Below are 25347 nucleotides of genomic sequence, written 5' to 3' on the forward strand. Positions count from 1 at the left end.
AAACGGACCTTTTCACGCACGATTTTGGCTTCGCTTCCCGAATTGGAGACGGAGGGGCTAAATCTAGCATTACCTTGTCATTCGAGCTTAAAAAAATCCATGCCGATGGTCGGCATGGACGAAGCTCTACGATTTTTGACCTTTGAACTCCGTGGGAGGAACGCCCGTTATCTTCTTAAAGACACGGCTAAAATAGTTTGGGTCCTTATAACCCACTTCAAAGCTGATTTCCTTCAGGGCAAGGTTGCCCTCCTTAATCAAAGAAATAGCTTTATCAATCCTTAACCTGGTTACGAAGTCGATGAACGTTTCTCCATATTCCTGTTTGAAAATTTTACTGAAGTAGTGAGGATTCAAGTGGACGAAATCAGCCACTTCTTCCAGTGAAAGGTCATCGTTGAACCGTTCCTCGATATACATCTTTGCTCTGCCCAGCATAGTCAGTGTTTGAACCTCCCGCTGTTCGCGTATCCGTTGTAATGCTGACATGACGTACGTCTGCTGAAGCATTCCATTCTCCTCTTTGACGGCAAGCACAGAGGAGTTTCCAGCCTCTGACGACTTCAGTTCATCAAAGTGGCAGTAACCTCCATCGCGCTTGCGTAGGGTGGAGGCAAAGACGGCTTCGAAATAGGACTTGCGAAGTCCTTCCTCGCCGCTATGCAGCGAGCCGATTCCAATAGCTGTCTTTATGCCAAATTGCTGCTGGGCCAGCTCGGAGAGCTGTTGAACAAGATGCTTAATCCGCTGTTGCCAGTCGTTTTCGCTGGTGGCAGGCGGCTTTTGTAAAAAAGTGGCCACATGATGGTCGATCAGGGAGCTCACAATGGAATTGGGGCCATGTGTTTTTACATAGCTTCGGAAATGATCGTAAATTTTCTTTTTGTCCTGCTCGTTTGCATATCCTTCAAAGGCAGCAATGATAGCGCTTCCCTGATTAAGAGGAAAGTCCAGCCATTCCGACAGTTGAGAAGCGCTCGAATCCACCGTCTGGTCGACCATAAGCATTAAAGCCAGCTCATTTTCTGCGAGCGGCATCAGCTGTGAGATTTTGTGCCTAAGCTCCAATTCTTCCGTGCGTGCTCGCTTCTCGCATTCAATTTCTTCAATCAGTCGTTTCAGTGTACTGATGATTAGTTCTCGCTTCGCTGGCTTCAGAATGTATTCTTTTACGCCCAAAGAGAGCGCCTCACGTGCATAAGCAAAATAATCATAGGCGGTGACGAGCACGAAACGGGTATCAGGAAGACGCTCCTTTAATTCACGAAGCGCCCCAAGCCCGTCAATTCCGGGCATATTAATATCCAGAATGGCAATATGAGGCCGGTGCTCTTCCGCACATTCGATCGCCATGCGGCCGTTGTCGGCATGAATAAACCGAAATACCCCCGGCATTGCCCGTTCCACTATCAATTCCAGTCCTTCCCTCTCCAAAGCTTCGTCATCCGCGATCAACAACCGATACATTCGTCTGCTCACTCTCCTTCTTGACTGGAATTCGTATTGTTATGGTAGTACCTAATCCGATATGGCTTCGGATTTCAACCATTCCTTCCTTTTCGTAGAACAATTGCAGCCGCCTAAACACGTTTTGCATTCCAAGTCCTGTTGAACTGCTGCTTTCAGCTCCACCTTCTAAACGGAGCACGGACAGTCGGGTTTCCTCCGTCATACCCTTTCCGTTGTCTGAAATTTCAATTTGCACATCCTCGCCCGCTCTCGACAGCGTCAATGTGATAATGGCTCCGTTTTCCATATCAGCTACACCATGAAGAAAGGCGTTTTCAATAAATGGCTGGATCGTCAAGGCTGGAATTTGCTGCTGAAGTACGGAAGCGTCAAAGTGAAGATCAAAGCGAATTCTGTCCCGGAAACGCGCCTGCTGGATGGTTACGTATTCGCTTATATGGTCTAGTTCTTCCTGGAGCGTTACGGGTTTGTCCAGCTTTTGCAGACTGTACCGTAATAGATTGGACAGCGAAACGATCAGGTCGCTGGTCTTCTCCGCCCCTTCCAGGATCGCCAGTTTGGAGAGCACATTTAAGGTATTGAACAAAAAGTGCGGGTTAATTTGATTTTGCAGAGCCAAAAGCTCTAGCTCTTTCACAAGCCGCCGCATTTCCAGACTCTGTTTATCCTTTTCGATAAGGATGCTCAAATCAGCGGACATTTGCAAAATGGCGTCTGCCAATACGCCTAGCTCGTCATCTCGCCGCGGTTGGGGCTCGATATTCAGATCACCTGTGGCGATTCGCTTCGCCAGTCCGACCAGTCTGCCGACAGGGCCCGTAATGCTGCGCGAGACCCAGATGGCAAGCAAAACCCCCATCAGCGCGTTCATGCCGAACAACGCCACTCCCAATCCGTTCATTTGCTCATTCTTGTTCCGAATGTTCTCGATGAGCGGCCGGTAATAAGCCAGTTCAGCATCGATCAGTCGCTGGCCCTCCTCATGAATATAGCCGACGGTTTTCTCCGCTTCAATGTAATGCTCAAAAGCCGATTGAGGATCTTGTGCCTTTGCATCCAGAACTGCAGCTTGCTTCTGTTCAAGAAATGTGGCTAACAGATTCATGTAGTCCTCCTCGGCAAAAGAAGGATCGGTCGAGTCAGAGACTTCCTGGATTCTGCCTTTCAGCTGTTTCAATTGGTATTCCGTCGGGCCCTGCACACCCGTATCGTCTCTTGGATTGAGCAGATAGGTATAGAGGAGATTTAAGTTGCTCTCCGTCGATTCGGAGGTTTGCTCGATGAGAAGAATTCGGCCAAGCATTTCATCGTAGCTCTGTTGGACGACCTTTCCGCTTTGGAATACAAAGTAAGCGATGATATTGGCGAACACAACTAGAAGAGGGATGAACAGAAGCAACTTCGTTCTGATCGTCATCGTCTGTCATCTCCAGGCATGTTGTCGGGAGTGTCCGCATGCACTTCATATACCCTGGTGTATGTTAATTCCTGGGGTTCATGTCCCTTTAGATAATCATTCAGCAATTTTATAGCCTTAGCCCCCATTTCCATTGGCTGTTGAACAAGGGTGAGCTCGATTTTGCGATGTTTGATAGCTTTCAACGTCTCGGCCATATCGTCAAAAGCGAAAATCTGCAAATTACGCACGCCGCGCCGCTCCGAGGCTTCCAGAATGCCAAGGCCGTCCAGCGCACTGAATCCGACCATGTAGTGAATCTGCGGATAATGGGTGAGCATGTTCTGAGCTTGCTGGGCTGCCTGAAGCCGTGAAATGTTGGAGGAGCGAATCTCCACAATGCGGAGCTTGGGATAGCGGCTGATCACAGAACGAAATCCCGCAAGCCTGAGCCGCTGATTCTCGACGCGCTCGCTGCTGATCATAACTCCAATATCGCCATGCTCCCCAGAGGCCTTCGCCAACAGCATGCCCATCTGTTTTCCTGCTCCTTCGTTATCCGTTCCGACGTAAGCCAGCCTTCGGGAGTCCGGCTCATCCGTATCGATCGTGATGACAGGTATGCCAAGTGCGGCAGCCTTGTTGATTAATCGTCGATACTCTGGATCATTTATCCCTTGAACCAGAATCGCATCTGCCTTGGCGGCGATCGCTTTATCCAGCAGTTTGATCTGCTCGGACGGATTAATGCGGTCCGGTCCGATATAATCGAGTCTCATACCGTACTGCTCTGCTTCCTTTCGAGCTCCTTGTTCAATGGACCGCCAATAATAATTGTCCAGCTCTTGTGATATCAATACCACTTTTGTATCGGAACCCCCGTCGTTTGGTGAAACCGTCTTCAATTGTTCTGCAAATTGGTGAATTTGAAGAGAAGACAGAGTGAACTGAAACAACAGCCAGGCAAATAGCAGGAAGACGGGAATAAGGATAAATGTCCATTTACGGTTTGACATGTCTTGCTCCTTTGGGAATATTTAGAGACACAACTCATTATACAGTAAACAAGAGAAGCACACGCAGCTTCGTCAACGGCAAGTAGCATCTGTTGATGCGAAAGTTAGGATTTTTGACACCTAAGTTCGAATCTGGTCATGATTTTGATAACGCTTTCTACAGGCATATTGCTACAATGACGGTATATTACAATTCTAATTACCGGAGGTTGAATGCCGTGTCATTTAAAGTAGCTTTTATTGGAGCAGGAAGCATCGGTTTTACCCGTGGAATTTTGCGAGATCTGTTATCAGTACCGGAGTTTAACGATATTGAAGTGGCTTTTACGGACATCAGTCAGCACAATCTGGATATGGTTACTGAACTGTGTCAGAGGGATATTCGTGAGAATGGGTTGTCCATACAAATACAGTCCTCTACGGATCGAAAGGTAGCTCTAAAGGATGCCAAATACGTCATTTGTACAATCCGCGTCGGCGGTCTGGAAGCCTTTGCGACCGATGTGGATATTCCGCTAAAATACGGTGTGGATCAATGCGTGGGCGATACATTATGTGCAGGAGGCATCATGTATGGCCAGCGTGGTATCGCTGAAATGCTGGAGATTTGCAAAGATATCCGCGAGCTAAGTGCACCGGATGTGCTGCTGCTGAACTACTCGAACCCAATGGCGATGATGACCTGGGCCTGCAACAAGTACGGTGGCGTGCGTACGGTTGGTCTATGTCACGGCGTCCAGAATGGGCATCACCAAATTGCCGAGGCGTACGGTTTGGAGAAGCAGGATGTGGACATTGTATGCGCCGGAATCAATCACCAAACATGGTACATTCAGGCCTCGCATAAGGGTAAGGATCTAACAGCCGGACTGCTGGAGGCTTTTGAACAACATCCTGAATTTAGCCGCACCGAAAAGGTACGCATCGATATGCTTCGTCGTTTTGGCTATTACAGCACAGAGTCGAATGGTCATCTCAGTGAATATGTGCCTTGGTATCGGAAGCGTCCGAATGAAATTCTGGACTGGATTGATCTGGGCAACTGGATCAACGGAGAAACAGGCGGCTATTTGCGTGTATGTACGGAAGGACGTAACTGGTTTGAAACAGATTTCCCTAACTGGATGAAGGAAGATCCACTGGAGTACAAGGCAGAGCATCGAGGTGAAGAGCACGGCTCATACATTATTGAAAGCCTGGAAACCGGGCGTGTGTACCGGGGGCACTTTAATGTCGTGAATAACGGTGTAATTTCCAACTTGCCGGACGATGCGATTATTGAAGCTCCTGGATATGTGGATCGGAACGGTATTTCTATGCCGCAAGTTGGAGAACTGCCGCTGGGTCCTGCTGCCGTGTGCAATGTTAGTATTTCCGTTCAGCGTTTGGCTGTTGAAGCGGCTGTACATGGAGACGATAAGCTGCTGCGCCAAGCGTTTATGATGGACCCGTTAGTGGGCGCGGTGTGTAACCCGAAAGAAATTTGGCAGATGGTCGATGAGATGCTAGTGGCACAGGAAGCATGGTTGCCGCAATACGGGGCAGCGATTGCCGAAGCTCGCCAACGTTTGGCTGCAGGCGATCTGATTCCAACCCAATCTTATGAGGGAGCAGCACGGCTTAAGGTGAAGACAGTTGAAGAAATGCAGCTGGATCGGGATGCCGCCAATAAAAATGCAGGACAATCTGACAAAGGCAAGGATCGCGAAAAAGTACAGAACAGCAATGCGTAACAACTATTTGGTACAATTGCAGTAACGCTCATTCCATGGACCTGCTAATGAGCAGAGGGGGATTGAATAACAATAAAAGGGTGTTTTCATGGTCGTAGGCCTGAAACATCCTTTTTTTGCTGTCGATAGGTTAACGATTGATTGGCGTAGATAGCAGCCTAAAGTTTATCCTTGTCGATTTGGGCTGACGGAAATTAAAGAATACAGTCTTGTTTTTTATGAATCCACACTTTTACTGTCGACTCTGAATCTCCTGAGGGCTTGTCATAGCAGGGAAGTTCAACAAATGATAGAACCAATCTCAAAAAAAGAGAGACCATGCCGAACCGTCGGTGTGGCAATTCATATGCCGAATTAATAATTGTAGTCCTTAATTTATTCAATTTACAGCAGATTTCCAGCTCACTATAATCTAACATAGGAGGTGACAAAAAGGGGAAAAATGTGAGCGCATGAACAAATAGAAAGCGCTTACCTTTCGCAACTATGAACGCTACTTTTTCTAGGGAGAGAGTAGGCGTAACACACATTTAATCATATAACAATCAGGTGCCGACATAGGAAGATTCAACAAAATCTACGGAAAGATAGGTGAAGCAATTGAAAACAAAGCAAGTGCTTCGTAAAGGAATGAAGTATGCTTTTGCGCTATCACTCGTCGCAAGCAGCTTTCTACCAGGTGCAGGATTTACGGATAAAATACATGCAGAATCCCATGTCGATAATCCTTACCAAGGGGCGACAAAATACGTTAGCCCTGATTATGCGGCTAGTGTCGACACATCGATTGCCAAGGTTACGGATGCGAATCTGAAGGCAAAAATGCAAACGGTCAAAACATTCCCGACAGCCGTTTGGCTTGATCGTATCGCCGCTATTAACGGCGGTGGAGGCAAGCTTGGCTTGGAGGCACATTTGGACCAAGTATTGGCGCAAAAGAAAGGCAACACACCGATTACGGCGGAGTTCATTGTGTATGATCTGCCCGGACGGGATTGTCATGCCTTGGCTTCCAATGGTGAATTGCCGCTGACCCAGGCAGGTCTGGAAACTTATAAAAAGGATTATATTGACAAAATAGCTTCTATTTTTGCAAATCCCAAATATAAGGATATTCGTATCATTGCGATTATTGAACCGGATAGCTTGCCAAATCTGGTAACCAATCTGGATGATCCGAAATGTGCGCAAGCCAAGTCCACAGGGATTTACGAAGCTGGTGTTAAATACACAATGAATAAGCTGAACGAGATTCCTAACGTGTACAAATACGTAGATATCGGTCACTCTGGTTGGTTAGGCTGGGATAACAACCGTTCAGCAACGGTATCCCTGTTTACAACTATTTTCAAAGACACAAGCAAAGGTCTGTCCAGTGTAGATGGTTTTATCACGAATACAGCCAATACTTCACCGCTGACAGAACCTAATTTGCCTGATCCAAATCTGAATATCGGTGGACAGCCGATCAAATCGTCCAAGTACTACGAATGGAATCCTAATTTCGATGAATCGGATTTTGCAGAGTCCTTGCATAGAGATTTTGTCAGCGCAGGCTGGCCGAGCTCACTCGGTATGTTAATTGATACAGGCCGTAATGGATGGGGAGGACCTAACCGTCCGACTTCCGCAGTCGGCAATGATATTAACTCCTATGTAAACTCCGGTCGTGTAGACAAACGCTCACACCGTGGTAACTGGTGTAATAACAGCGGAGCAGGTATGGGAACGCCGCCACAAACGGCTCCAGCTGGTCATATCGATGCCTATGTCTGGGCGAAACCTCCAGGGGATTCCGATGGTTCCAGCTCACTCATCCCGAACGATGAGGGTAAAGGCTTTGACCGTATGTGTGATCCTACCTATACAACCAAGGATGGCACATTAACAGATGCTTTGCCGAATGCACCTATTTCAGGAGCATGGTTCCATGATCAGTTTGTAATGCTGGTACAAAATGCGTACCCTGCAATCGTGCCTTCCACTGGTGGTGTAGACCCAGCGCCTACTGCTCCAGCAGTGCCGTCAGGCTTAAAGGCTGTTGTGGGTAATGCTCAAGTAACGCTGACTTGGAATGCGTCTACTGGTGCCGAGAGTTACACGGTAAAACGCGCGACTAGCGAAGCAGGTCCTTTTACAGCCGTTGCGCCTCTTGTAACGGAAAGAGAGTACACGGATAAGGGACTGACGAACGGAACAACTTACTTCTATGTTGTAAGTGCTACGAATGCGAAAGGAACAAGTAAGGATTCCGCAACGGTAAGCGCTGAGCCAAAAGGTACACCGACAGATCCAACGAATCCTACAGATCCAACGGGTGATCTGGTTGTAATGTATCGTGCTGGGGACACGGATCCAGCGAATAACGCTGCCAAGCCTTTCTTTAATCTCAAAAATAAAGGGACAACACCAGTGAAGTTGAGCGAGCTTAAAATCCGCTATTACTTCACGAAAGATGGCAGCCAAGAGCTGCAATCTGCGGTAGACTGGGCGCAAGTAGGTAATGATAACGTGCTGCGTACCATTAAAGACAACTATATTGAAATTGGATTCAGTGCTGCTGCCGGCACGCTTGCTGCTGGCGCGCAAACAGGTGATATTCAGATCCGCATGAACAATAGCGACTGGTCTAATCTGAACGAATCCAATGACTATTCCTTCGATCCAACCAAAACCTCTTATGCTGAATGGAACAAAGTAACATTGTTCCACAACGATAAGCTGGTATGGGGAATCGAGCCTTAGGAATAGGTGAATATATACACTTGAATAACTGATAATTGTTGAAAAAGGGCTGCGGCACAACTGCTGTAGCCTTTTTTAACGTCTTCAAATAAAGAATTCGATGACCAAGGGAATAAGCATTCAAATTGTGTATAATGAAGAAAGAATACTAATCTACTGTGGGGGTCAACAACCACTTTTGGCAACATCTCGGTAGAGAAGGCAATCGCAACTCACTGCTGAGCGATTTTTGCGTCATTTTCTTAGCCGGGTGGTATAAAAAAATAATCTAGAGATTGCCGATGAACCTGCATCGGCAATCTTTTGTGCATACATGTTTTAATGTCTTTCATATAGAGGAGGAGATTCATTTGTTTTCTGCTGCTCAACGACTGCCTTTGCTGGAACATATGTATAATCATGCCCCGACAGGAATCGTGATTTTGTCGAGGGAGGGGAAGTGTCTGTACGTCAATCCCGCCTTTTGCAAAATGGTCGGATATGAGCAGGAGGAATTATTGGATATCCGATATTACCATCTCTTGTATAATGAGGCTCAGGATCAGCAAGGATTGAGGGAGGCTTATGCAGGTTGGCTAAAGGCTACGGATCAAGTCTACAAGACAGAGCTGCGTTTAAAGCATAAACGGGGAACAACTGTCTGGCTATCGCTGGAATTAACCATATTTGATGATGAGGCTACCGAACAATCTTATTTGATTGCGTATGCAATGGATGTCACGGAGAAAAAGGACATGGAGCAGGTGCTTTCGGACAATGAGGATTTGTACATGTTGATTACCGAAAATACGCCGGATGTCATCTCTTACAGCACGGCAGACGGCATACTTCAATATATTTCTCCTTCGGTGGAAAAACTCCTTGGCTATACGAAGCAGGAAATGCTCGGCAAAAAACGGCTTCAATTTTACCATATCGAAGATGCCGATTACATGCGTGTACATGGAATGTTCAAGGAAACAGGCATCATGAAGCGGCGTGTACGTCATAAGGACGGGCATTATTTGTGGCTGGAAGTATCGTACCGTATTATTCGGGATGAACAGGGCAAGATCAAGCGAGTTCTATCCATCGGACGAAATATCACAGAGCGCCAGAAGAGCGAGGAGAACCTGGCAAAAGCTCAACAGTTGGCGATGTTCGGCTCATGGGACTGGGATCTGGTCAACAATGTTATGCATTTTTCCAAGGAATTTCGCAGCATATTTGGCTATCGTGTCAAGCCGGTTGAAACAAGTATTGACGCTTTCATGAAGGCAGTTCATCCCGAAGATACGGAACGGATGAAGCAAATTATCAACAACGTGATCTTAAAGGGAATTCACGAAGAAACCTTTTACCGGATTGTATTGCCCAATGGGGAACAGAAGGTACTGCGCTCGATCTGGGAAGCTGAGATGGACGAGCATGCAGGCAAGCCTGTTCAAGTAGTCGGGATGATACAGGATGTTACAGAGCACCGGGAAATCGAGCAACGTCTTCGTGAAAGTGAAAACCGTTATAAGTCACTATTTCAGCATAATCCACTCGGGATATGCGCCATGAATATGGAAGGTCATATTTTGAGCGTGAATCCGAGTTTGGAGAAGCTTACGGGTTATACGAGGGATGAGCTTCTTGGAGCTGAAATACTTGTAATGGCTTCCTCTGAGGAACAGGACAAAATCAAACGACATATCGAAATGGCCAAACAGGGGGAGACACAAACCTATGAATCGGAATTCATACATAAGGAGGGGGAGCGTCTATTCATCAAGATGACGAATATCCCGATTTTCGTGCAAGAAGAAATTGTAGGCTGTTACGGGATTATAGAGAATGTTACCCCTCTTAAAAACTACATTGCTCAGATTGAAAAGCTCAGTAACGAGCATTCGCTTATTTTGAATGCAGTATCCGAAGGAATTGTGGGTTTGAATACCGAAGGACATGTCCGCTTTATGAACCCGGCAGCTGTTGAGATGTTCGGCATAGGATCAGCCAACCCGCTGAACGGTTCATGTATAGACGTCATTCGCCATGCTGACGAAATAGGCAGCCATTTTCCGGACGAGCAGGCTTCTATTCTCCAAGCGATTCGCAGCGGCGCTTCTTATCAGGCAGAGGAAGCTGTATTTTGGAAAAAAGACGGGTCCAGTTTTCTGGCCTCCTATCGAATCAGCCCTTTGATGGATAACGGCGAACGAAAAGGAGCGGTGATGGTTTTTGTAGACAGGACGAATGAAAAGGAGATTATTCGGGCCAAGGAGTCTGCCGAACGCGCCGATCGAGCCAAGTCAGAATTCCTGTCTGTGATGAGTCATGAGCTTCGTACACCGATGAACGGCATTATAGGCATGGCAGGATTACTGGCAGACACGGAATTAGATGAGGAGCAGCGTAGCTATATCGATATTATTACCAGCAGTAGCAACGCTTTGATGCAGATATTGAATGAGATACTGGATTTGAGCAAAATCGAAGCTGGCAAAATGTCGTTGCTGCATGAGTCTTTTGTGCTGGAGGATGTGGTTGGCAGTGTAGCTGACCTATTTATGACGCAGGCTATGGAAAAAGGCATCCAGCTAGAATGGCATGTAGATCAGGAAATGCCAGGGATGCTGGTCGGTGATCATGTGCGTATCCGACAGATATTGGTGAACTTGGTGAGCAATGCGATCAAATTTACGGAGCGAGGGCGTGTAAATATTTTTGTGGAGAGAAAGGCTTACAGCCGCCGTAAAAAGAAATGCCTGATTGAGTTTAGTGTAACGGATACTGGAATCGGCATTCCGGCAGACCGTCAGCATTTGTTGTTTCAGCCTTTTTCCCAGCTTCATCCGGCACTGAACCGGAAATATGGAGGGACAGGTCTTGGCTTGTCCATCTGCAAAAACCTGGTCAAGCTAATGGGGGGTTCCATTGGTGTAGATAGTGACGAGGCCAGAGGAGCAACATTCCGGTTCCAACTGGATCTAAAACTGCCGGAAGGGCACACACTTGCGAATATAAGCCGTGATCAGCCTTATGATTCAAAGGAAGGCTAAAAAGAAATAGCCGTGATGCGTTCTGCATCGCGGCTATTTTTTGTAAGAAATGTCCAAAGAAAAGATTGACAAACTGTTCTAACTGTACTATTAATTATAGTACAGTTAGAACAGTTGAACATGTATACATGAATTTGAGCCAGTGTTGAAAGGAGGAAGTCCATGTTCGAGCTGGATATCCGCAGCCGTAAGCCAATCTACGAACAGCTTATGGAGAAGGTTAAGGAAATGATCGTGTACGGATCGCTTCAGCCGGATGAGCAATTGCCTTCTGTACGGGCATTGTCCGCTCAACTTACGGTGAATCCGAATACGATTCAGAAAGCGTATCGCGAGCTGGAACGCGAAGGATATATTTATTCCGTCCAGGGCAAAGGCAGCTTTGTCACGCCTACCCAGCAGCAGCCGCAACAAATAAAGCGGGATGAGATTCGGGCGGCATTGTTAAAACTGATGATCGAAGCTGTCCATTTCGGTTTTACACAGCAGGAAGTGGACGACATATACGTGGAAGCTATGCAAACAAAGGAAAGGGGGATGTCCCTTGATTGAATTAAGGGAAGTCACAAAGACATTTACAGAAGAAAAGGCTGTCGATCAGCTTGCCCTCACGGTAAAGAAGGGCTCCATTTTTGGACTGCTGGGCTCGAACGGGGCAGGGAAAACGACCTTGCTCAAAATCATTGCCGGGATTTACCGACCGGATACTGGCAAGGTGCTAATCGATGGTCAGCCAGTGTATGAGCAGCCTGAAGTCAAGCAGCACATTCTGTTTTTGCCGGATACCCCTTATTTTTTCCCGCAAGCGACAATTCGTCAGATGGCCCGGTTTTACCGCTCCATTTATCCAAGTTGGAGTGAGGAACGCTACACACAGCTTACGAATATTTTCAAGCTGGACCCGAAGCGCAAACTTCACCGTTTTTCCAAAGGGATGAAGCGCCAAGCCGCTTTTTTGCTTGCCTTGAGCTGCATGCCTGAACTGCTGGTTTTGGATGAACCCATTGATGGTCTGGACCCGGTGATGCGTAGAATGATCAAAAATCTCTTGTTCCAAGAAACCGCTGCACGTGAGATGACCGTCGTGATCTCATCGCATAATTTGCGTGAGATTGAAGACATGTGTGATCATGTCGGCATTATGCACCAAGGTCGGATGCTGTTGGAAAAAGAGGTGGACGACCTCAAATCCGATACGCATAAGGTACAGGTTGCTTTTCGGGACAGCATGCATGAGGAAGCTGTCTGTAGCCAACTTTCGGTCGTACATAAGGAGCGAAGGGGCAGTGTTCTGCTGCTTATCATCCGGGGTGAGCGAGAGCGGATTGCGGAGACGATTGAAGCGTATGAGCCGCATGTATTCGATTTGCTGCCGTTGACGCTTGAAGAAATTTTCATTTATGAAATGGAGGACGCAGGTTATGACATCCAACCGATTCTTCTGTAGCGGCGGCGTAATTCGCCAATGCCTGAGACAGCATGGCTGGATCGGTCTACTGTACTTGGCGGGATTACTGTTTACAGTACCGCTGTCATTTTTTATGAGCATTGGTGATGAACAACCACGAGTGGTTTTAAAAAGCTTGTTCGATAGTACAAACTCGGGTAATGAATTGCAAAAATTGATTTTAATGACTGTACCGGTGCTGGCAGGTGTGATGCTGCTTCGTTTTGTTCAGCGACAGGGGCCATCCGATTTGTATCACAGCCTACCTTTGCGTAGAGAGCATCTATTAACGTCACATTTAATTAGCGGTCTTATTCTTTTACTTGTACCTGTATGGCTGACTGCGGGAGTAACTGCTTGGGTTAACACGTCAGTCGAACTGCCTTATATTTTTCAAATTAATGATGTTGGATCGTGGGCTTTGGTCGTGTCCGTCCTTACGATTTTCTTGTTTACTTTTACTGTGTTTGTAGGGATTTGTGTGGGACAATCGTTGCTACAGACCGTAGTAGTGTATGTTTTGCTGCTATTGCCTCAGTTTCTATTCATGATGATAGGGCGTTTTCTAGAACGTAATTTATACGGATATGTGCGGGTGCGAGAAACCGTTGTTCAATATATTAATGGTGGGGAGTTTCGCAGCAATAATAATGTTTGGGAAAACTTATCGCCGTTTGTACGCATTATGGACAACTTGCCACAGCGCGCCTTTTCTTACATGGAGCTACTTGCCTATCTAGGTATCTCTCTGCTGTTTGTCGCCTTGAGTTATGGTTTGTATCGTAAACGCTTGGTCGAAAAGGCGACTCAGGCCATAGCATTTCCTTTCTTACAGCCTTTGTTCAAGGCAGGAGTCATACTATGCGCCATGCTTATACTAGGCGATTATTTTAATAATGCAGGTACAAGAGGAGCAAACTGGTCGATTTTTGGGTATGCACTTGGAGCTATTTTAGGCTATATCGTTGTAGAGATGGTCATTCGCAAGACGTGGCAAATTATGCGTGTTCGTGCTTTAGTGGAAATGGTCGTTTACGGTGTGATCATGGGGCTGGTACTATATATCCCGGTTTCAGGTTGGTTGGGTTATGAGGGGCGGATTCCAACAGCACACTCCGTAGAAAAAGTTTATGTCGGGCGAGAGGAGCCTCTAGGGGGAGATGCAGAAAGAGAAGCTTATTACTCCCAAGACAGGGCCTATATCACCTCTGTGCTGAATTTACATCGTGAACTCGTACGCGCACATGCAGCTGGCGAGAAAATGTTGTCCAAAAACCTGGCCGTCGAATCGGCATTCATAGTCTACCGTTTGGATGATGGTTCCACCATGACTCGGCGTTATACATTCCCTGAGAAACCTTTCCGGACAGAACTGACTAAGGTGATGGAAGCAGAGCCTTATAAAACGGTAAGATACGAGCTGGATAAGCTGCAAGGAAAAGCAGAGACGATCAATATCGAATCCGTAGATGATAATGAAAGACGAGTGGTTTTGACCAATCCCAAAGAAACTCGTGAATTTGAAGATATACTCAGAGAAGAAGTATTAAGTATGAGTTATAGTGAAATGCAATCACATCGATATCCTCTGGGGAATGTTTCTATTACAAATAAAGAGTCATCCTTTACCAATAACGAACCGAAATGGAAGCGTGAACTCTCATTTAATTGGCCGGCTTCCTATCACAAGCTTACAGGTTGGCTAGAACAAAAGGGATATGCGGATAAGGTCGTCATCGATGCCAAGGATATTTTTTCGATACGGGCTGTTCCTATTATTTCTCAGGAAATGGAGCCTTATCAACCCAATCAATATATTGAAGACTATAAAATATTTAGAAGCATTCAACAAAAGCACAAAGCAATAACGATTGAAGATCCGAAGCTGTGGAGCACTGTACTGGAAAAGCGTAGATCTAATAGCTATACTCCAGATATGGCGAAAGGCACTTACTTGGTTCAAGTCAAGATCAAACCTTTATTTAGTTCAGATCCCCATACACGCTATTACTATTTTACTCCCAACGATATGACACCGGAGCTTGCCAAGGCATTACCGGCAGTTCCTTAAGCTCCTACGAGGGACAGTATCTGGTTTAGAGGGAATATGGACGGAGGTAGATGAACATGGGATGGTTCGGACACGACATATAACAACCTCATCGACGGGCAAGAGCTCCTCCACATTAGAACGGACATAAATAGAGACCAGAGTGATACAACGTAGAACATACAGAGAGAAGAGTTCAATATTGTACAGTCCAATAGTGGAGGAGCAAAAAAATATGAAATATACAGAAGATCGTGAATTTCTACAGTTGTTGGATCATCATAAACAGTCATTTTCCGGATGGGATTTTTCATTCATTTCGGACACGGGACGAGTGGCGAGCGAACCTTTGGACTGGTCTTATGCCAGCAAGGCTTTGGCGTTGATGCATGCCTCGAAGGCGATGCTGGATATGGGAACAGGCGGGGGAGAGTTCTTGTCGCAGTTGCGCCCTTTTCCAGAGATCATATGTGCGACAGAGGCATATGCACCGAACGTACCTATCGCCAAGCAAAGATTGGAGCCGCTGGGTGTACGCGTGATGGCTATTCATGATGACGATTCCCTTCCGTTTGACGATGCTGGGTTCGACCTTGTGCTGAACAAGCATGAGTCATTTTCGCCAGCGGAAGTGCACCGTATTTTGCGTTCAGGAGGTACGTTTTTGACTCAACAGGCAGGAGGCTTGGATTGTGCAGGCCTTAACGCCCGCTTGGGAGCACCTGATTACGTGTATGCGGACTGGACTCTTCCTCAAGCAATTGCAGGTTTGAAAAGTAATGGTTTTGAAATCGTAGAGCAGCGGGAACAGTTTCCGATCCAGCGCTTTTACGATATTGGAGCGATTGTCTATTACTTAAAAGTTATTGAATGGCAGATTGCAGACTTCCAGCCAGAGAAATATATAGAACAGCTGTATAGTCTGTATTTGGATATTAAACGTGATGGTTATTGGGACGTGAAGCAGCATCGTTTTTTAATCCATGCCAGAGCGATATAGAGAAGATTCGATACCAAAGAGGCCTATCCTGTAGGGGAGGCCTTTTTGTCATTTTTACTACCCTTTCGTATACTAATCTTTACCATAATTGTACAATGAAGAAGCAATAGCTTACAGACTCATTTCATTTATAAGATATAGGGGGATGTACATGTCTGAACCAAAGGAAGTTATAAGCAAGCCGAAAGAGGGCAATTCTGTGCGGATAGCATGGTTTTGGCCATGGCTGGTCGGTACGTTTATGTTTGGATTGTTTTCAGTCATGTTTAATATTATTTGGAGTATGGTTGTAGCACCTCAAGTGCAGTATTTGCTGAGGCATGAAGGTGTGACGGATATAACCGTGGTTGTAATATTGCTGCTATATGTATGGCTGGTCGGTCTCATTTTTGCAGCTTATGGTGCTTTGAGTGCGCATATGTCCAATATGCATAAGCTTCTGCTGATGCTGACTGGGCTAGCATCCTTATTATGCGGGCTGTGGTTGTGGATTATAGGACTACGAGGATCTGGCGGCCAACTTGCCGAAGTATCTGGAGGAGCGTGGGAGCTTTTTGCACTCTATCACGCTTGGGCGGAACCTATACTGGAAGTGTTGGGGTCATATACACAGCTCGGTGGAATCTGGTTTCTGCTGACCGCACTGCTGCCCATAGCTGGCATGGTAGTCGGTGTTGGGGTAGATCGCTATCCAGCGGTGACCGACCAGCACGGAAAGGTGGACCATAGATGGCAATGGGTTGTAGCTGCAATATCTGCTGCGCTCATCATTGTGCTGACGATTACGCTCATGCTTCCTCAGCGTCCGTACATTGCGGAGAGGGATTTTCCGGTAGTAGATGGCGCTACAGCGGCCATTCCATTCGCACAGGATATGCTGCATGAATTGACCGGAATGAACAAGGTTCGTGCGGCTCACGAACTGAGATTCAACACAACACATCAGGCTTATGTCAATCTGATTGAAAAGAAGGCGGATCTGATACTGGTGGCGGGTCCATCCGATGAGGAATTGCGCCTGGCGAAAAGTCGGGGAATTCAAATGAAGCTTACACCTATCGGGTGGGATGCGTTTATTTTTCTCGTTCATAAAGGCAATCCGGTTAACGGACTTTCTTCGGAGCAGGTGCGCAGCATATATGAAGGATCTATTCGTAACTGGCGTGAAGTAGGGGGCAAGAATCAGCCGATCGTTGCTTATCAGCGGGAGGAAAACTCAGGAAGCCAAACATATATGCAGAAGAAAGTGATGAAAGGTCAGGACATGGCTGAACCGCCTCGGGAACTCCGAATTGGTATAATGGGTGAGATGATTAATGCAATTGCTGATTTTGACAAGGATCACAACGCGCTCGGTTATTCATTTTATTATTTCGCAAATGTGATGCATAATCGTCAAGAGGTCAAATTTTTATCTATTAATGGAGTGGAGCCCGACAAAGAACACATTCGTTCGAAACAATATCCATTCACAGCCCAACTGTTTGTAGTTACACGCGAAGGCGAAAAGCCACGTGCTTCGATGCAACGATTACTCGAATGGCTGCAAAGCGAAGCAGGAACGCAGGCCATTGAAAAAGGCGGCTTTGTTCCTGTAAACTCGTAATCCTATAACGATTCGAATACAGTCAGTATCGTATACTCACCGCAAGAGTGAAACCAATACAGCAGGGTAATACATAGAATATGCTTTGCTGTGAATACAATACCCGCGCAGCAAGTATATCAACAACATAAGGGGATGAACAAAAATGAAGAAAAAAACATCGGTTTGGGTGCTTTTACTCGCCGTAGCCATAGTAGCAACAGGTTGTGAAACAGGATCACAAACAGGACAAACGACTCAGAATAAACCAAAGGATTCTGCATCGACACAAGTCAATGATTCGGGAGCCACTGTAGATACACCGGAACAGCAGACTGCTTCTGACGGCAAAAGCAGCACATCCCCGTCCAGCACTGACAAAGCAGTGGAGACAGGCGGGCAAACGAAGACAGATGCTAGTATAGCGAACGTCCGCATGGACAATATTACCGCGCTTCGATTAATCGACGGCCAATCCGGTTGGATCGGCGGTAATGGATGGATTGCCCGAACAGACGCGGCTCCATCCGGTTCAGTCGGTTCAGTTTGGAATGTGCAGTATCAAGGCAAAGGTACGGTTCAACAGATTTTTGCCTTGAATGGAGAGCAGGCTTGGGCTGTTATGGAAGATAGCGGTTCACTGCTGGCAACTCACGATGGCGGTAAGCTTTGGGAAGCTGTCGGGACTGTACCTGAGCAAGGACAAGCGGGCTTTTTACACTTTGTATCATCCAAGGAAGGATTCAGTGGCAACCAATATACCAAGGATGGTGGACAAAGCTGGTCTTCGCTCCCTGTGCCTAGCCACATGGTAGGACAGCCATATTATCATGATCGGCAAAACGGCTGGGCAGTAACCCAGAAAACAGATCGCTCGATCCAAATTTTGCACACCGTTAACGGTGGTCAAGATTGGACTCCTGTCATGTCGCGGACAACCGAGGGGCCTCTGAACGGAGTAACTATTCGATCGGTAGGACGGGGCAACGCATGGATTGAGCTGGTTGGAGATACGGGGATGAATCAGACGTCGTATTCGCTTTGGCATACGGCTGATAGCGGACAAAGCTGGCGTACTGTACTGGCGAATTCTACTGCCGGCGGCGGTCCTGCACCAGGTGTTAGCCAGCAAGACAATCAGGTTGCCAAAAATGAAGGGACGGCACCAGGCATGCTCTATGCGGTTAACAGCAGTACCGCTTTGATGGGTGGGTACTGTGCACCGTGTGACAAGCCTAATACGATTGGTTGGACCAATGACGGAGGCAAGACGTGGAACAATGGCAAACAAGGCTTTGATGGTTATGGCGGTCAGCAAATCGGGATGGCCAATGCCAAGGAAGGCTGGGCTATTTTCTCGGATTCAGAGCAGGCCCCGATCCTATATACCACCTCGGATGGTGGTCAGCACTGGACGCAGAGTCATGTGTTTGACAAGCCTGTGACACCAGGCTCCTAAGGAGGGAATGTAGTTGAGTCAACATAAGAGAAGTGCGATTACATGGACGGACGGTCGTGAAGTACCACTCATTGGGCAGGGCACGTGGTATATGGGCGAAAAAGCCTCCCTTCGCCAGGAGGAGGTGCGTGCGCTTCAACTTGGCTTCGAGCTGGGGATGACGCTAGTAGACACGGCTGAAATGTATGCGGAGGGCGGCGCAGAAGAGATCGTCGGGGAGGCCATTCGAGGCCGCCGGGACGATGTGTATCTTGTCAGCAATGCCTACCCTCATCATGCGGACCGTCAAGGATTGGCTCAAGCCTGCGAAGCAAGCCTAACCCGAATGGGAACCGAACACGTGGACATGTATCTGCTGCATTGGCGCGGGAATATTCCACTAGAAGAGACAATACAAGGTATGGAAAAACTGCGTGAGCAAGGCAAAATCCGCAACTGGGGCGTGTCCAATCTCGACAAATCCGATATGGAGGAGCTTTGGAGCCTGAGTAATGGCAAAGCCTGTGCTGTCAACCAAGTGCTGTATCACGCGGCTTCGCGAGGTATCGAATATGATCTGCTTCCTTGGAGCCGTACGCATGGGGTGCCTGTAATGGCCTATTGCCCGATTGCCCAAGGTGGACGCCTGCGACGAGGACTACTGGAGCATCCCATTATGGTAGACATTGCTGCCAGCCACGGAGTAACTCCATTGCAAATTGCACTCGCATGGGTTATACGGGACGGTGATGTGTGGGCAATTCCCAAGGCGGTACAAGAATCGCATGTACGAGAAAATGCAGCGGCAGCAAGCATTCGGCTCACCCCTGAACAACTTCAACAAATAGACGAAGCTTTTCCTCCGCCAACGAGGAAGCAGCCGCTGGATATGGTTTGAGGAAGGAGGGGCCTGATGACAGAACCAGAGACAGAACTACACGAGGTAGATGATCATCTCGACTATGGATTATCCGTTGTATTTATCGGCTTTAATCCCAGTCTGAAATCCGGCGAGGTAGGACATCATTACGCTAATCCGCGCAACCGCTTTTGGCGCATACTGGAGGGGGCTGGCTTGACCCCTCGCTTATACGATCCATCGGAAGATCGGGAGCTGCTAAAGCTGGGTTTCGGTTTTACCAACATTGTCTCCCGTCCTACCAGGGGAGTGGAGGACATTACCCGTGAGGAATACGCCGAAGGGCGTCTGAAGCTGCATGCGAAGCTAATGGAATACCGCCCCAAGGTCGCTTGCTTTGTCGGCAAAGGCGTGTACACCGAATATAGTAAAAAATCCAAAGCGGATTGGGGATTTCAGCCTGAACCGCTAATCCCCGAAATGCATGAATTTGTGGCACCTTCGTCTAGTGGACTGGTGCGCATGTCGCTGGAAGAAATCACGAATATTTATAGCCGTCTCCAAACGTTCCTTTCGTCAGAAGCCGTCTAAAATGCGGCTACGTTTGGTAGATGCAGCATACAAAGAACCATACACTTTAATCCTTACTGGGAAAAGTGTATGGTTCTTTGTGCTGCTTCTTTTCTATTGTAGGGTTTTGGTCTGCCATGCCTGTTCCACAGGAACATAAGGATACCCCAGATCACGGGCGACTGCTTCGTAGGTGATATGTCCGTTCAGGACATTGGTACCGCTAAGCAGCGGCTTGCTTCTGCGAAGTGCCTCTAGCACACCGAGATCCGCAAGTTGGAGAGCAAAGGGGAGAGTCGCGTTCGTCAGAGCGAGCGTGGAGGTTTGTGGTACTGCGCCAGGCATGTTCGCTACTGCATAGTGAATGACGCCATGCTTTACATAGGTTGGCTGATCATGTGTCGTGATGTGGTCAATCGTCTCAACAATGCCACCTTGGTCAATGGCGACATCGACGATCACTGAACCGGGTTGCATTGTCTGCACCATGGCCTCTGTTACGAGCCGCGGGGCTTTGGCACCAGTGATCAGGACAGCACCGATCAGCAAATCACTTTGCGCCACGGCTTCAGCAATGTTGGAAGGGGTGGACACCAATGTATGGAGCTGATTGCCAAAAATATCGTCCAGTTGGCGCAATCTTTGCAGGCTTAGATCGATCAATGTAACATCTGCGCCGAGACCGATAGCGACCTTGGCAGCATTGGTGCCGACCACCCCTCCGCCAATAATAGTTACTTTACCGCGTTTGACCCCTGGCACACCTGCCAGTAGGATGCCTTTACCGCCTTTTGGTTTTTCCAACAGCTGTGCTCCGATTTGTACAGCCATTCGGCCTGCAACCTCGCTCATGGGGGTAAGCAACGGTAGGCTTCCTTCCACATTTAGCGTTTCATAGGAAATGGCGGCTACGCCGTTGTCTGTTAAAGCCCGGGCCAGTGCGGGCTCGGCAGCCAGATGCAGATAGGTGAACAAAATCAAACCTGGACGAAAATACCTGTATTCAGAGGGGAGCGGCTCTTTTACTTTGATAATCATATCCGCCTGGGACCACACATCTGCCGCTTGCTGGACAAGGATCGCACCCGCAGTGGCATAATCTCCGTCTGTATAGCCACTTTCAACCCCTGCATGGCTTTCTACAAACACTTGATGTCCGTGTTGAATCATTTGAGCAGCACCCGCAGGTGTCAGAGCGACACGATTTTCATTGTTTTTAATCTCTTTTGGAATCCCAATTTTCATTCGTTTCACCTCTCCTAAAAATAATTGTTATCCAACGGCAAATAATTGTTTTTAGGGCAGCTACGCTGCAGAATCAATGTTTGTTGATCATGTTCTCTAGGGCAGCTACGCTGCAGAATCAATGTTTGTTGAACGTGTTTTAGGGCAGCTACCCCTGCTATGGTTTACTGTTGGATGCGACCAAACGAGCTTAGAAAATTGCACTATCATTTGTAAGCAGCCTGCTGATTAGTTACATGGACTCAAGCCGATAAATGCAATTCATGTTAGATTAGGTACAGTTTACAAGGGGTTCGACTCCTTCGCATCATACATTTTGTCGGATTATCTGACTTGAAGGCTCGACTTTTTGATGAATATATGTCATATAAAATGACATAAAGACATACACATAGGGAGAATGCCCATGAAAGGTAAAAAAACATTTACCATTGCGGATGTGCTGGAACGTCCTGTTTTCCGGCGGGCGAAGCTGGCAGCGGGGGAACATGGCGTAGATCGCCGTGTGGGTTGGGTTCATGTGCTAGAAATCACCAATGTATCCCCCTTTGTGAGCCGTCATGACCTAATTTTGACGACCGGCCTGTGGTTAATCCGGAAGGGGGAAGAGCGCGCCGAGTATATGGAGCAGCTGATCCGCTCGGAAGCCGCAGGATTGTGTGTGGAGTTGGGCACGAGCATCCATGAGATCCCCTCTGAAATACTGGAGCTGGCGGAACGGCATCACTTCCCGGTCATCATATTTGAGCAGCCGGTGCGTTTTGTTGAAATTACACAAGATATTCACTCCCTACTTATTAACCGACATCATGAACTATTAAAAGATCTGGAGCGATTTTCACGTCAGCTTCAGCAGGAAACCCTGCGCAGCACCGATATGAACGCCCTCTTGCGTGTGCTTCATGACTATGCTGCCCGGCAGGTCATCTACATGTCCTCCATTGATACCAATCGATTCGTGCCTTCCGTCCAGCCGGATGTGGCAGACCATATTGCGGATTTTTATGCCAATGAAGTGGAATCCAGTATGACTGCCGATCGTGAAGGGCACCTGCTGTTTCACCTAAATGAATCCACTGCCGTCTTGTTTCAGCCTGTTGTATGCTTCGGTCAGGTGTTTTCCGCTGTAGGTGTGGTACTGCATAATGAAATGCCGACGGAAGAAATGTCGCTGCTCATTGATTACACAGCCAAGGCGGCCGCTACATTGGTACTGAGAACACAGTTTCTTGAAGACCGATTGCTACGTAATCAAAATGAACTGATTCAGGATGTATTGAACGGCCAGCTTCCCAATGAAGAACAGGCCCAGACCCGGATGGGACTGCGATTGTTAACGAAGGGTCGGTATTTATTTTGGGCAGGAGTCATCGAGGTAGAGCATCAGGACAAGGACGCGAGTCAGGTGCGCAAGGAATCCATCAATCAGGATGTATTAGTACTGCTTCGTTCTCTATTGAAAAAAGAAGCGTTGCACAATCTGTTGATGATGAAAGGAAGTCAATGCTACATCCTTTGTGCCAAGGAGGAATTAACGCTGCGTTCCGAAGCGCAGATGAAAAAAGTGCTGGCCCATACGGTCCAATATATTCAGAACTATGCCGCAGGACAGCTTGATAAAGTGCGCATTCATGCAGGCTTTGGTAAGGTAAGGCACCGCATGACCGGGACGGACCGCAGTTTTGAAGAGGCATATCAGGTCATTGAAGTCGCGCGAAGCGTCCCGGTCATGAAGGATCAGCTATTTTACGACAGCATCGGAATCTATCAATTGTTGAAAGCAGTGCCTCGCATTCCTTTTCTACAAGAATTTGTACAGGACCATTTGGGCGAGCTGATTGTGCATGATCGTGAGCATCATATGCAGCTTCTGGATACGCTGGATGCCTACTTTCAATGTCATGGCTCCAAGCGTGATACCGCCGGAGTTTTGTATATTCATAGGCAGACTCTTTATAATCGACTGGATAAAATTAATGAAATCGTAGAGGGGAATTTGGCAGACCCTGACAAACGTCGTTGTCTGGAGATGGCACTCCTGGCTTACCGGATGCTTCAGGCTGAAAATTGATCCTAAATAACTAGTTCTATTTTCTATTCTACTCATTTACAATGCGTGTTAACACTGAGATAATAGAAGAGATAACGGAAATATCTTGAAAGGGGATTAATATGAATATAAAAAAATGGATTGCCGTCCCTCTTATTCTGTTAATGGTAGCTTTGACAGGTTGCCAGGCAGTAGGCGGATTTGATGTAAGTAAAAATTTATTGGGAACACTTGATGTGAAATCCCAGCAGACAACGGAGAAAATTTCTCTTAAATTAACTCCAAAAGAAGGAATCACGCAAGGAGATCAACAAATCGTAGATTTGATTAATTCGATTTCGGTGACTGTAGATGAAGCTAAGGTACAATCGGAGGAAGTTGCTTCCGCCAAGGGTACTTTACACATTGATAAGTATAATTTGCCATTTGAGCTTGCTTTGGATCGCCAAGGTATGGCTATTCACCTGGAAGGTGCCAAAAAACCTTATTACATATCTCTGAACTCGCAAGAGCGTTTGAGCGGTCTGCCTGCTGGGTTTGATCCTTATGCATATTCCAAAGACGTGAGAGATCTGACCAAAACAGCCGCTGCACTTATGCTTAAGCATGCTCCTAACCCTTCGACCATTTCTGCAACATCTGTAACCGAAGAAGTATACGGTGAAAAAGACAAGGTGAAACTGACCCGTCTCCATACAGAACTGCGCGGTGATGAACTGGTTGCATTGGTAAAACCGTTCCTGACAAATCTGGCCAAGGATGAAGCTGGCTTAAAAGAATTGATCGGCCAAGCTATTGATGTGACTAAAACCATCGCTTCCGGCGTAGCTATTGAGGGTAGTGATAAAGTAACAACAGAACTAAATGAAAACAAAGAAAAGCTGGTCAACGAGGCTTACACTGAGGTTAAAAAGTATTTGGACCTGGCTGTGGCACAGTATGATGTAGGAGTCAGCACTATGTATGCACAGGCACCTGAAATCAAAACAGTCCTGAGTGCCAACACGGTGCTGAAAAACGACATGTATTTTGATGAAAAAGGAAATGTTCGCAAAGCGCTGACAGACTTGACAGTCGCGTTGCCAGATGTGGACGATCTTCCGGTGAAGTCCTTTACCATTCTGACCGAGACTCAAGCCTGGAACGTCAATGGTAGTGTAACGGCCGATAAAGTAGATCTTTCTAACGGCGTTATTGACTTGAATACACAAGCTGAATTAACTCCAGGAGCGACGCTGCGCAATTTTGAAGCAAATTCTCCGATCTACAATATTTTAAAAAATGATTTGGAAATTACAAAAGTAGAAACCACTTTCGATCCTAAAGACGATTACTACGTTTTGGAGAATCGTGGAGGTACGGCCTTCATCCCACTGCGTGAACTGACAGGTGAATTGAGCTCAGAACTAAAATGGGATGCAGCTGCCAAACAAACAACTGTAATTGATGATATTACTGGTAAAACGATTAAGCTGAAAAGCGGCTCCAAGCAGGCTGTACTGGAAGGAAGCACATTGACGTTGCCACAAGCTCCATACACGGATGAATATGGCACATTGTATGTTCCTTTCAAATCTGTTGCAGAGGTACTTGGCGCTACTGTAACTCGTAACAATGCTGGAGAATATGTACTGAAACGCGATTAAAAAGAAATCAAAGTACACCTTCTTCTTCTTAACGGTTATTACATGGAATGAATCAGGTATAAATACAGGAA

The 25347-nt window shown here is 47.0% G+C and carries 17 protein-coding genes; 13 read left to right on the top strand and 4 right to left on the bottom strand.

Annotated features, from left to right (window positions below):
- Positions 1 to 126: 126 nt before the first annotated feature.
- Genes G9G57_RS06320 through G9G57_RS06330 form a run of 3 tightly spaced genes read right to left on the bottom strand, consistent with a single transcriptional unit; the run spans position 127 to position 3882 of the window.
- The gene (locus tag G9G57_RS06320; protein ID WP_113050943.1) at positions 127 to 1467 is read right to left on the bottom strand and encodes an AraC family transcriptional regulator; all 1341 of its coding nucleotides are present in this window, start codon (positions 1465 to 1467) and stop codon (positions 127 to 129) included.
- Positions 1442 to 2887 carry a sensor histidine kinase gene (locus G9G57_RS06325; RefSeq protein WP_016821401.1) on the bottom strand — a complete coding sequence of 482 codons (1446 nt, stop codon included), beginning with the start codon at positions 2885 to 2887 and terminating at the stop codon, positions 1442 to 1444. The genes G9G57_RS06320 and G9G57_RS06325 overlap by 26 nt, the downstream gene beginning before the upstream one ends.
- Positions 2884 to 3882 carry a substrate-binding domain-containing protein gene (locus G9G57_RS06330; protein ID WP_016821400.1) on the bottom strand — a complete coding sequence of 333 codons (999 nt, stop codon included), beginning with the start codon at positions 3880 to 3882 and terminating at the stop codon, positions 2884 to 2886. The genes G9G57_RS06325 and G9G57_RS06330 overlap by 4 nt, the downstream gene beginning before the upstream one ends.
- Before the next feature lie 218 nt (positions 3883 to 4100).
- Here G9G57_RS06330 and melA point away from each other — a divergent pair, with 218 nt between their 5' ends.
- From melA to G9G57_RS06385, 11 genes are all read left to right on the top strand, one after another.
- Positions 4101 to 5615, top strand: a complete 1515-nt coding sequence (melA, locus tag G9G57_RS06335; protein ID WP_113050942.1) for an alpha-glucosidase/alpha-galactosidase — start codon at positions 4101 to 4103, stop codon at positions 5613 to 5615.
- A gap of 591 nt (positions 5616 to 6206) precedes the next feature.
- The gene (locus G9G57_RS06340) at positions 6207 to 8360 is read left to right on the top strand and encodes a glycoside hydrolase family 6 protein (protein WP_113050941.1); all 2154 of its coding nucleotides are present in this window, start codon (positions 6207 to 6209) and stop codon (positions 8358 to 8360) included.
- Positions 8361 to 8710: 350 nt separating this feature from the next.
- The gene (locus tag G9G57_RS06345; RefSeq protein ID WP_017426355.1) at positions 8711 to 11386 is read left to right on the top strand and encodes a PAS domain S-box protein; all 2676 of its coding nucleotides are present in this window, start codon (positions 8711 to 8713) and stop codon (positions 11384 to 11386) included.
- Between the two features lie 162 nt (positions 11387 to 11548).
- On the top strand, positions 11549 to 11938 hold the full coding sequence (locus G9G57_RS06350) for a GntR family transcriptional regulator (protein ID WP_016821396.1): 390 nt from the start codon (positions 11549 to 11551) through the stop codon (positions 11936 to 11938).
- Positions 11931 to 12833, top strand: a complete 903-nt coding sequence (locus tag G9G57_RS06355; RefSeq protein WP_044786410.1) for an ABC transporter ATP-binding protein — start codon at positions 11931 to 11933, stop codon at positions 12831 to 12833. The genes G9G57_RS06350 and G9G57_RS06355 overlap by 8 nt, the downstream gene beginning before the upstream one ends.
- The gene (locus tag G9G57_RS06360) at positions 12808 to 14904 is read left to right on the top strand and encodes a multidrug ABC transporter permease (RefSeq protein ID WP_044786411.1); all 2097 of its coding nucleotides are present in this window, start codon (positions 12808 to 12810) and stop codon (positions 14902 to 14904) included. The genes G9G57_RS06355 and G9G57_RS06360 overlap by 26 nt, the downstream gene beginning before the upstream one ends.
- A gap of 214 nt (positions 14905 to 15118) precedes the next feature.
- Positions 15119 to 15883, top strand: a complete 765-nt coding sequence (locus G9G57_RS06365; RefSeq protein ID WP_016821393.1) for a class I SAM-dependent methyltransferase — start codon at positions 15119 to 15121, stop codon at positions 15881 to 15883.
- A 151-nt stretch (positions 15884 to 16034) separates the two neighbouring features.
- On the top strand, positions 16035 to 17489 hold the full coding sequence (locus G9G57_RS06370; RefSeq protein ID WP_044786412.1) for a PstS family phosphate ABC transporter substrate-binding protein: 1455 nt from the start codon (positions 16035 to 16037) through the stop codon (positions 17487 to 17489).
- 145 nt (positions 17490 to 17634) lie between these two features.
- On the top strand, positions 17635 to 18927 hold the full coding sequence (locus tag G9G57_RS06375; RefSeq protein WP_044786414.1) for a hypothetical protein: 1293 nt from the start codon (positions 17635 to 17637) through the stop codon (positions 18925 to 18927).
- A 13-nt stretch (positions 18928 to 18940) separates the two neighbouring features.
- Positions 18941 to 19804 (top strand): aldo/keto reductase, encoded by an 864-nt coding sequence (locus tag G9G57_RS06380; protein WP_164964673.1) that lies wholly within the window; start codon positions 18941 to 18943, stop codon positions 19802 to 19804.
- 15 nt (positions 19805 to 19819) lie between these two features.
- Positions 19820 to 20356 carry a mismatch-specific DNA-glycosylase gene (locus G9G57_RS06385; RefSeq protein ID WP_025364181.1) on the top strand — a complete coding sequence of 179 codons (537 nt, stop codon included), beginning with the start codon at positions 19820 to 19822 and terminating at the stop codon, positions 20354 to 20356.
- A gap of 93 nt (positions 20357 to 20449) precedes the next feature.
- Here G9G57_RS06385 and ald read toward each other — a convergent pair whose 3' ends face one another.
- A complete protein-coding gene (gene ald / locus G9G57_RS06390) occupies positions 20450 to 21580 on the bottom strand; it encodes an alanine dehydrogenase (protein WP_031463018.1) in 1131 nt (376 codons plus the stop codon).
- A 406-nt stretch (positions 21581 to 21986) separates the two neighbouring features.
- Here ald and G9G57_RS06395 point away from each other — a divergent pair, with 406 nt between their 5' ends.
- Both G9G57_RS06395 and G9G57_RS06400 read left to right on the top strand, forming a co-directional pair.
- Positions 21987 to 23651, top strand: a complete 1665-nt coding sequence (locus tag G9G57_RS06395) for a PucR family transcriptional regulator (RefSeq protein WP_044786416.1) — start codon at positions 21987 to 21989, stop codon at positions 23649 to 23651.
- 101 nt (positions 23652 to 23752) lie between these two features.
- Entirely contained in the window at positions 23753 to 25276 is a 1524-nt protein-coding gene (locus tag G9G57_RS06400; protein ID WP_019686318.1) for a copper amine oxidase N-terminal domain-containing protein, read from the top strand.
- Positions 25277 to 25347: the final 71 nt, after the last annotated feature.

The organism is Paenibacillus sp. EKM211P (genome assembly GCF_011066175.1).
Classification (GTDB): Bacteria; Bacillota; Bacilli; order Paenibacillales; family Paenibacillaceae; genus Paenibacillus; species Paenibacillus polymyxa.

What these genes read in the sequence shown, in the direction of transcription:
- G9G57_RS06320 (WP_113050943.1), bottom strand. Translation starts at nt 1,467, where the DNA reads ATGTATCGGTTGTTGATCGCGGATGACGAAGCTTTGGAGAGGGAAGGA.
- G9G57_RS06325 (WP_016821401.1), bottom strand. Translation starts at nt 2,887, where the DNA reads ATGACGATCAGAACGAAGTTGCTTCTGTTCATCCCTCTTCTAGTTGTG.
- G9G57_RS06330 (WP_016821400.1), bottom strand. Translation starts at nt 3,882, where the DNA reads ATGTCAAACCGTAAATGGACATTTATCCTTATTCCCGTCTTCCTGCTA.
- G9G57_RS06350 (WP_016821396.1), top strand. Translation starts at nt 11,549, where the DNA reads ATGTTCGAGCTGGATATCCGCAGCCGTAAGCCAATCTACGAACAGCTT.
- G9G57_RS06360 (WP_044786411.1), top strand. Translation starts at nt 12,808, where the DNA reads ATGACATCCAACCGATTCTTCTGTAGCGGCGGCGTAATTCGCCAATGC.
- G9G57_RS06365 (WP_016821393.1), top strand. Translation starts at nt 15,119, where the DNA reads ATGAAATATACAGAAGATCGTGAATTTCTACAGTTGTTGGATCATCAT.
- G9G57_RS06370 (WP_044786412.1), top strand. Translation starts at nt 16,035, where the DNA reads ATGTCTGAACCAAAGGAAGTTATAAGCAAGCCGAAAGAGGGCAATTCT.
- G9G57_RS06375 (WP_044786414.1), top strand. Translation starts at nt 17,635, where the DNA reads ATGAAGAAAAAAACATCGGTTTGGGTGCTTTTACTCGCCGTAGCCATA.
- G9G57_RS06385 (WP_025364181.1), top strand. Translation starts at nt 19,820, where the DNA reads ATGACAGAACCAGAGACAGAACTACACGAGGTAGATGATCATCTCGAC.
- ald (WP_031463018.1), bottom strand. Translation starts at nt 21,580, where the DNA reads ATGAAAATTGGGATTCCAAAAGAGATTAAAAACAATGAAAATCGTGTC.
- G9G57_RS06395 (WP_044786416.1), top strand. Translation starts at nt 21,987, where the DNA reads ATGAAAGGTAAAAAAACATTTACCATTGCGGATGTGCTGGAACGTCCT.
- G9G57_RS06400 (WP_019686318.1), top strand. Translation starts at nt 23,753, where the DNA reads ATGAATATAAAAAAATGGATTGCCGTCCCTCTTATTCTGTTAATGGTA.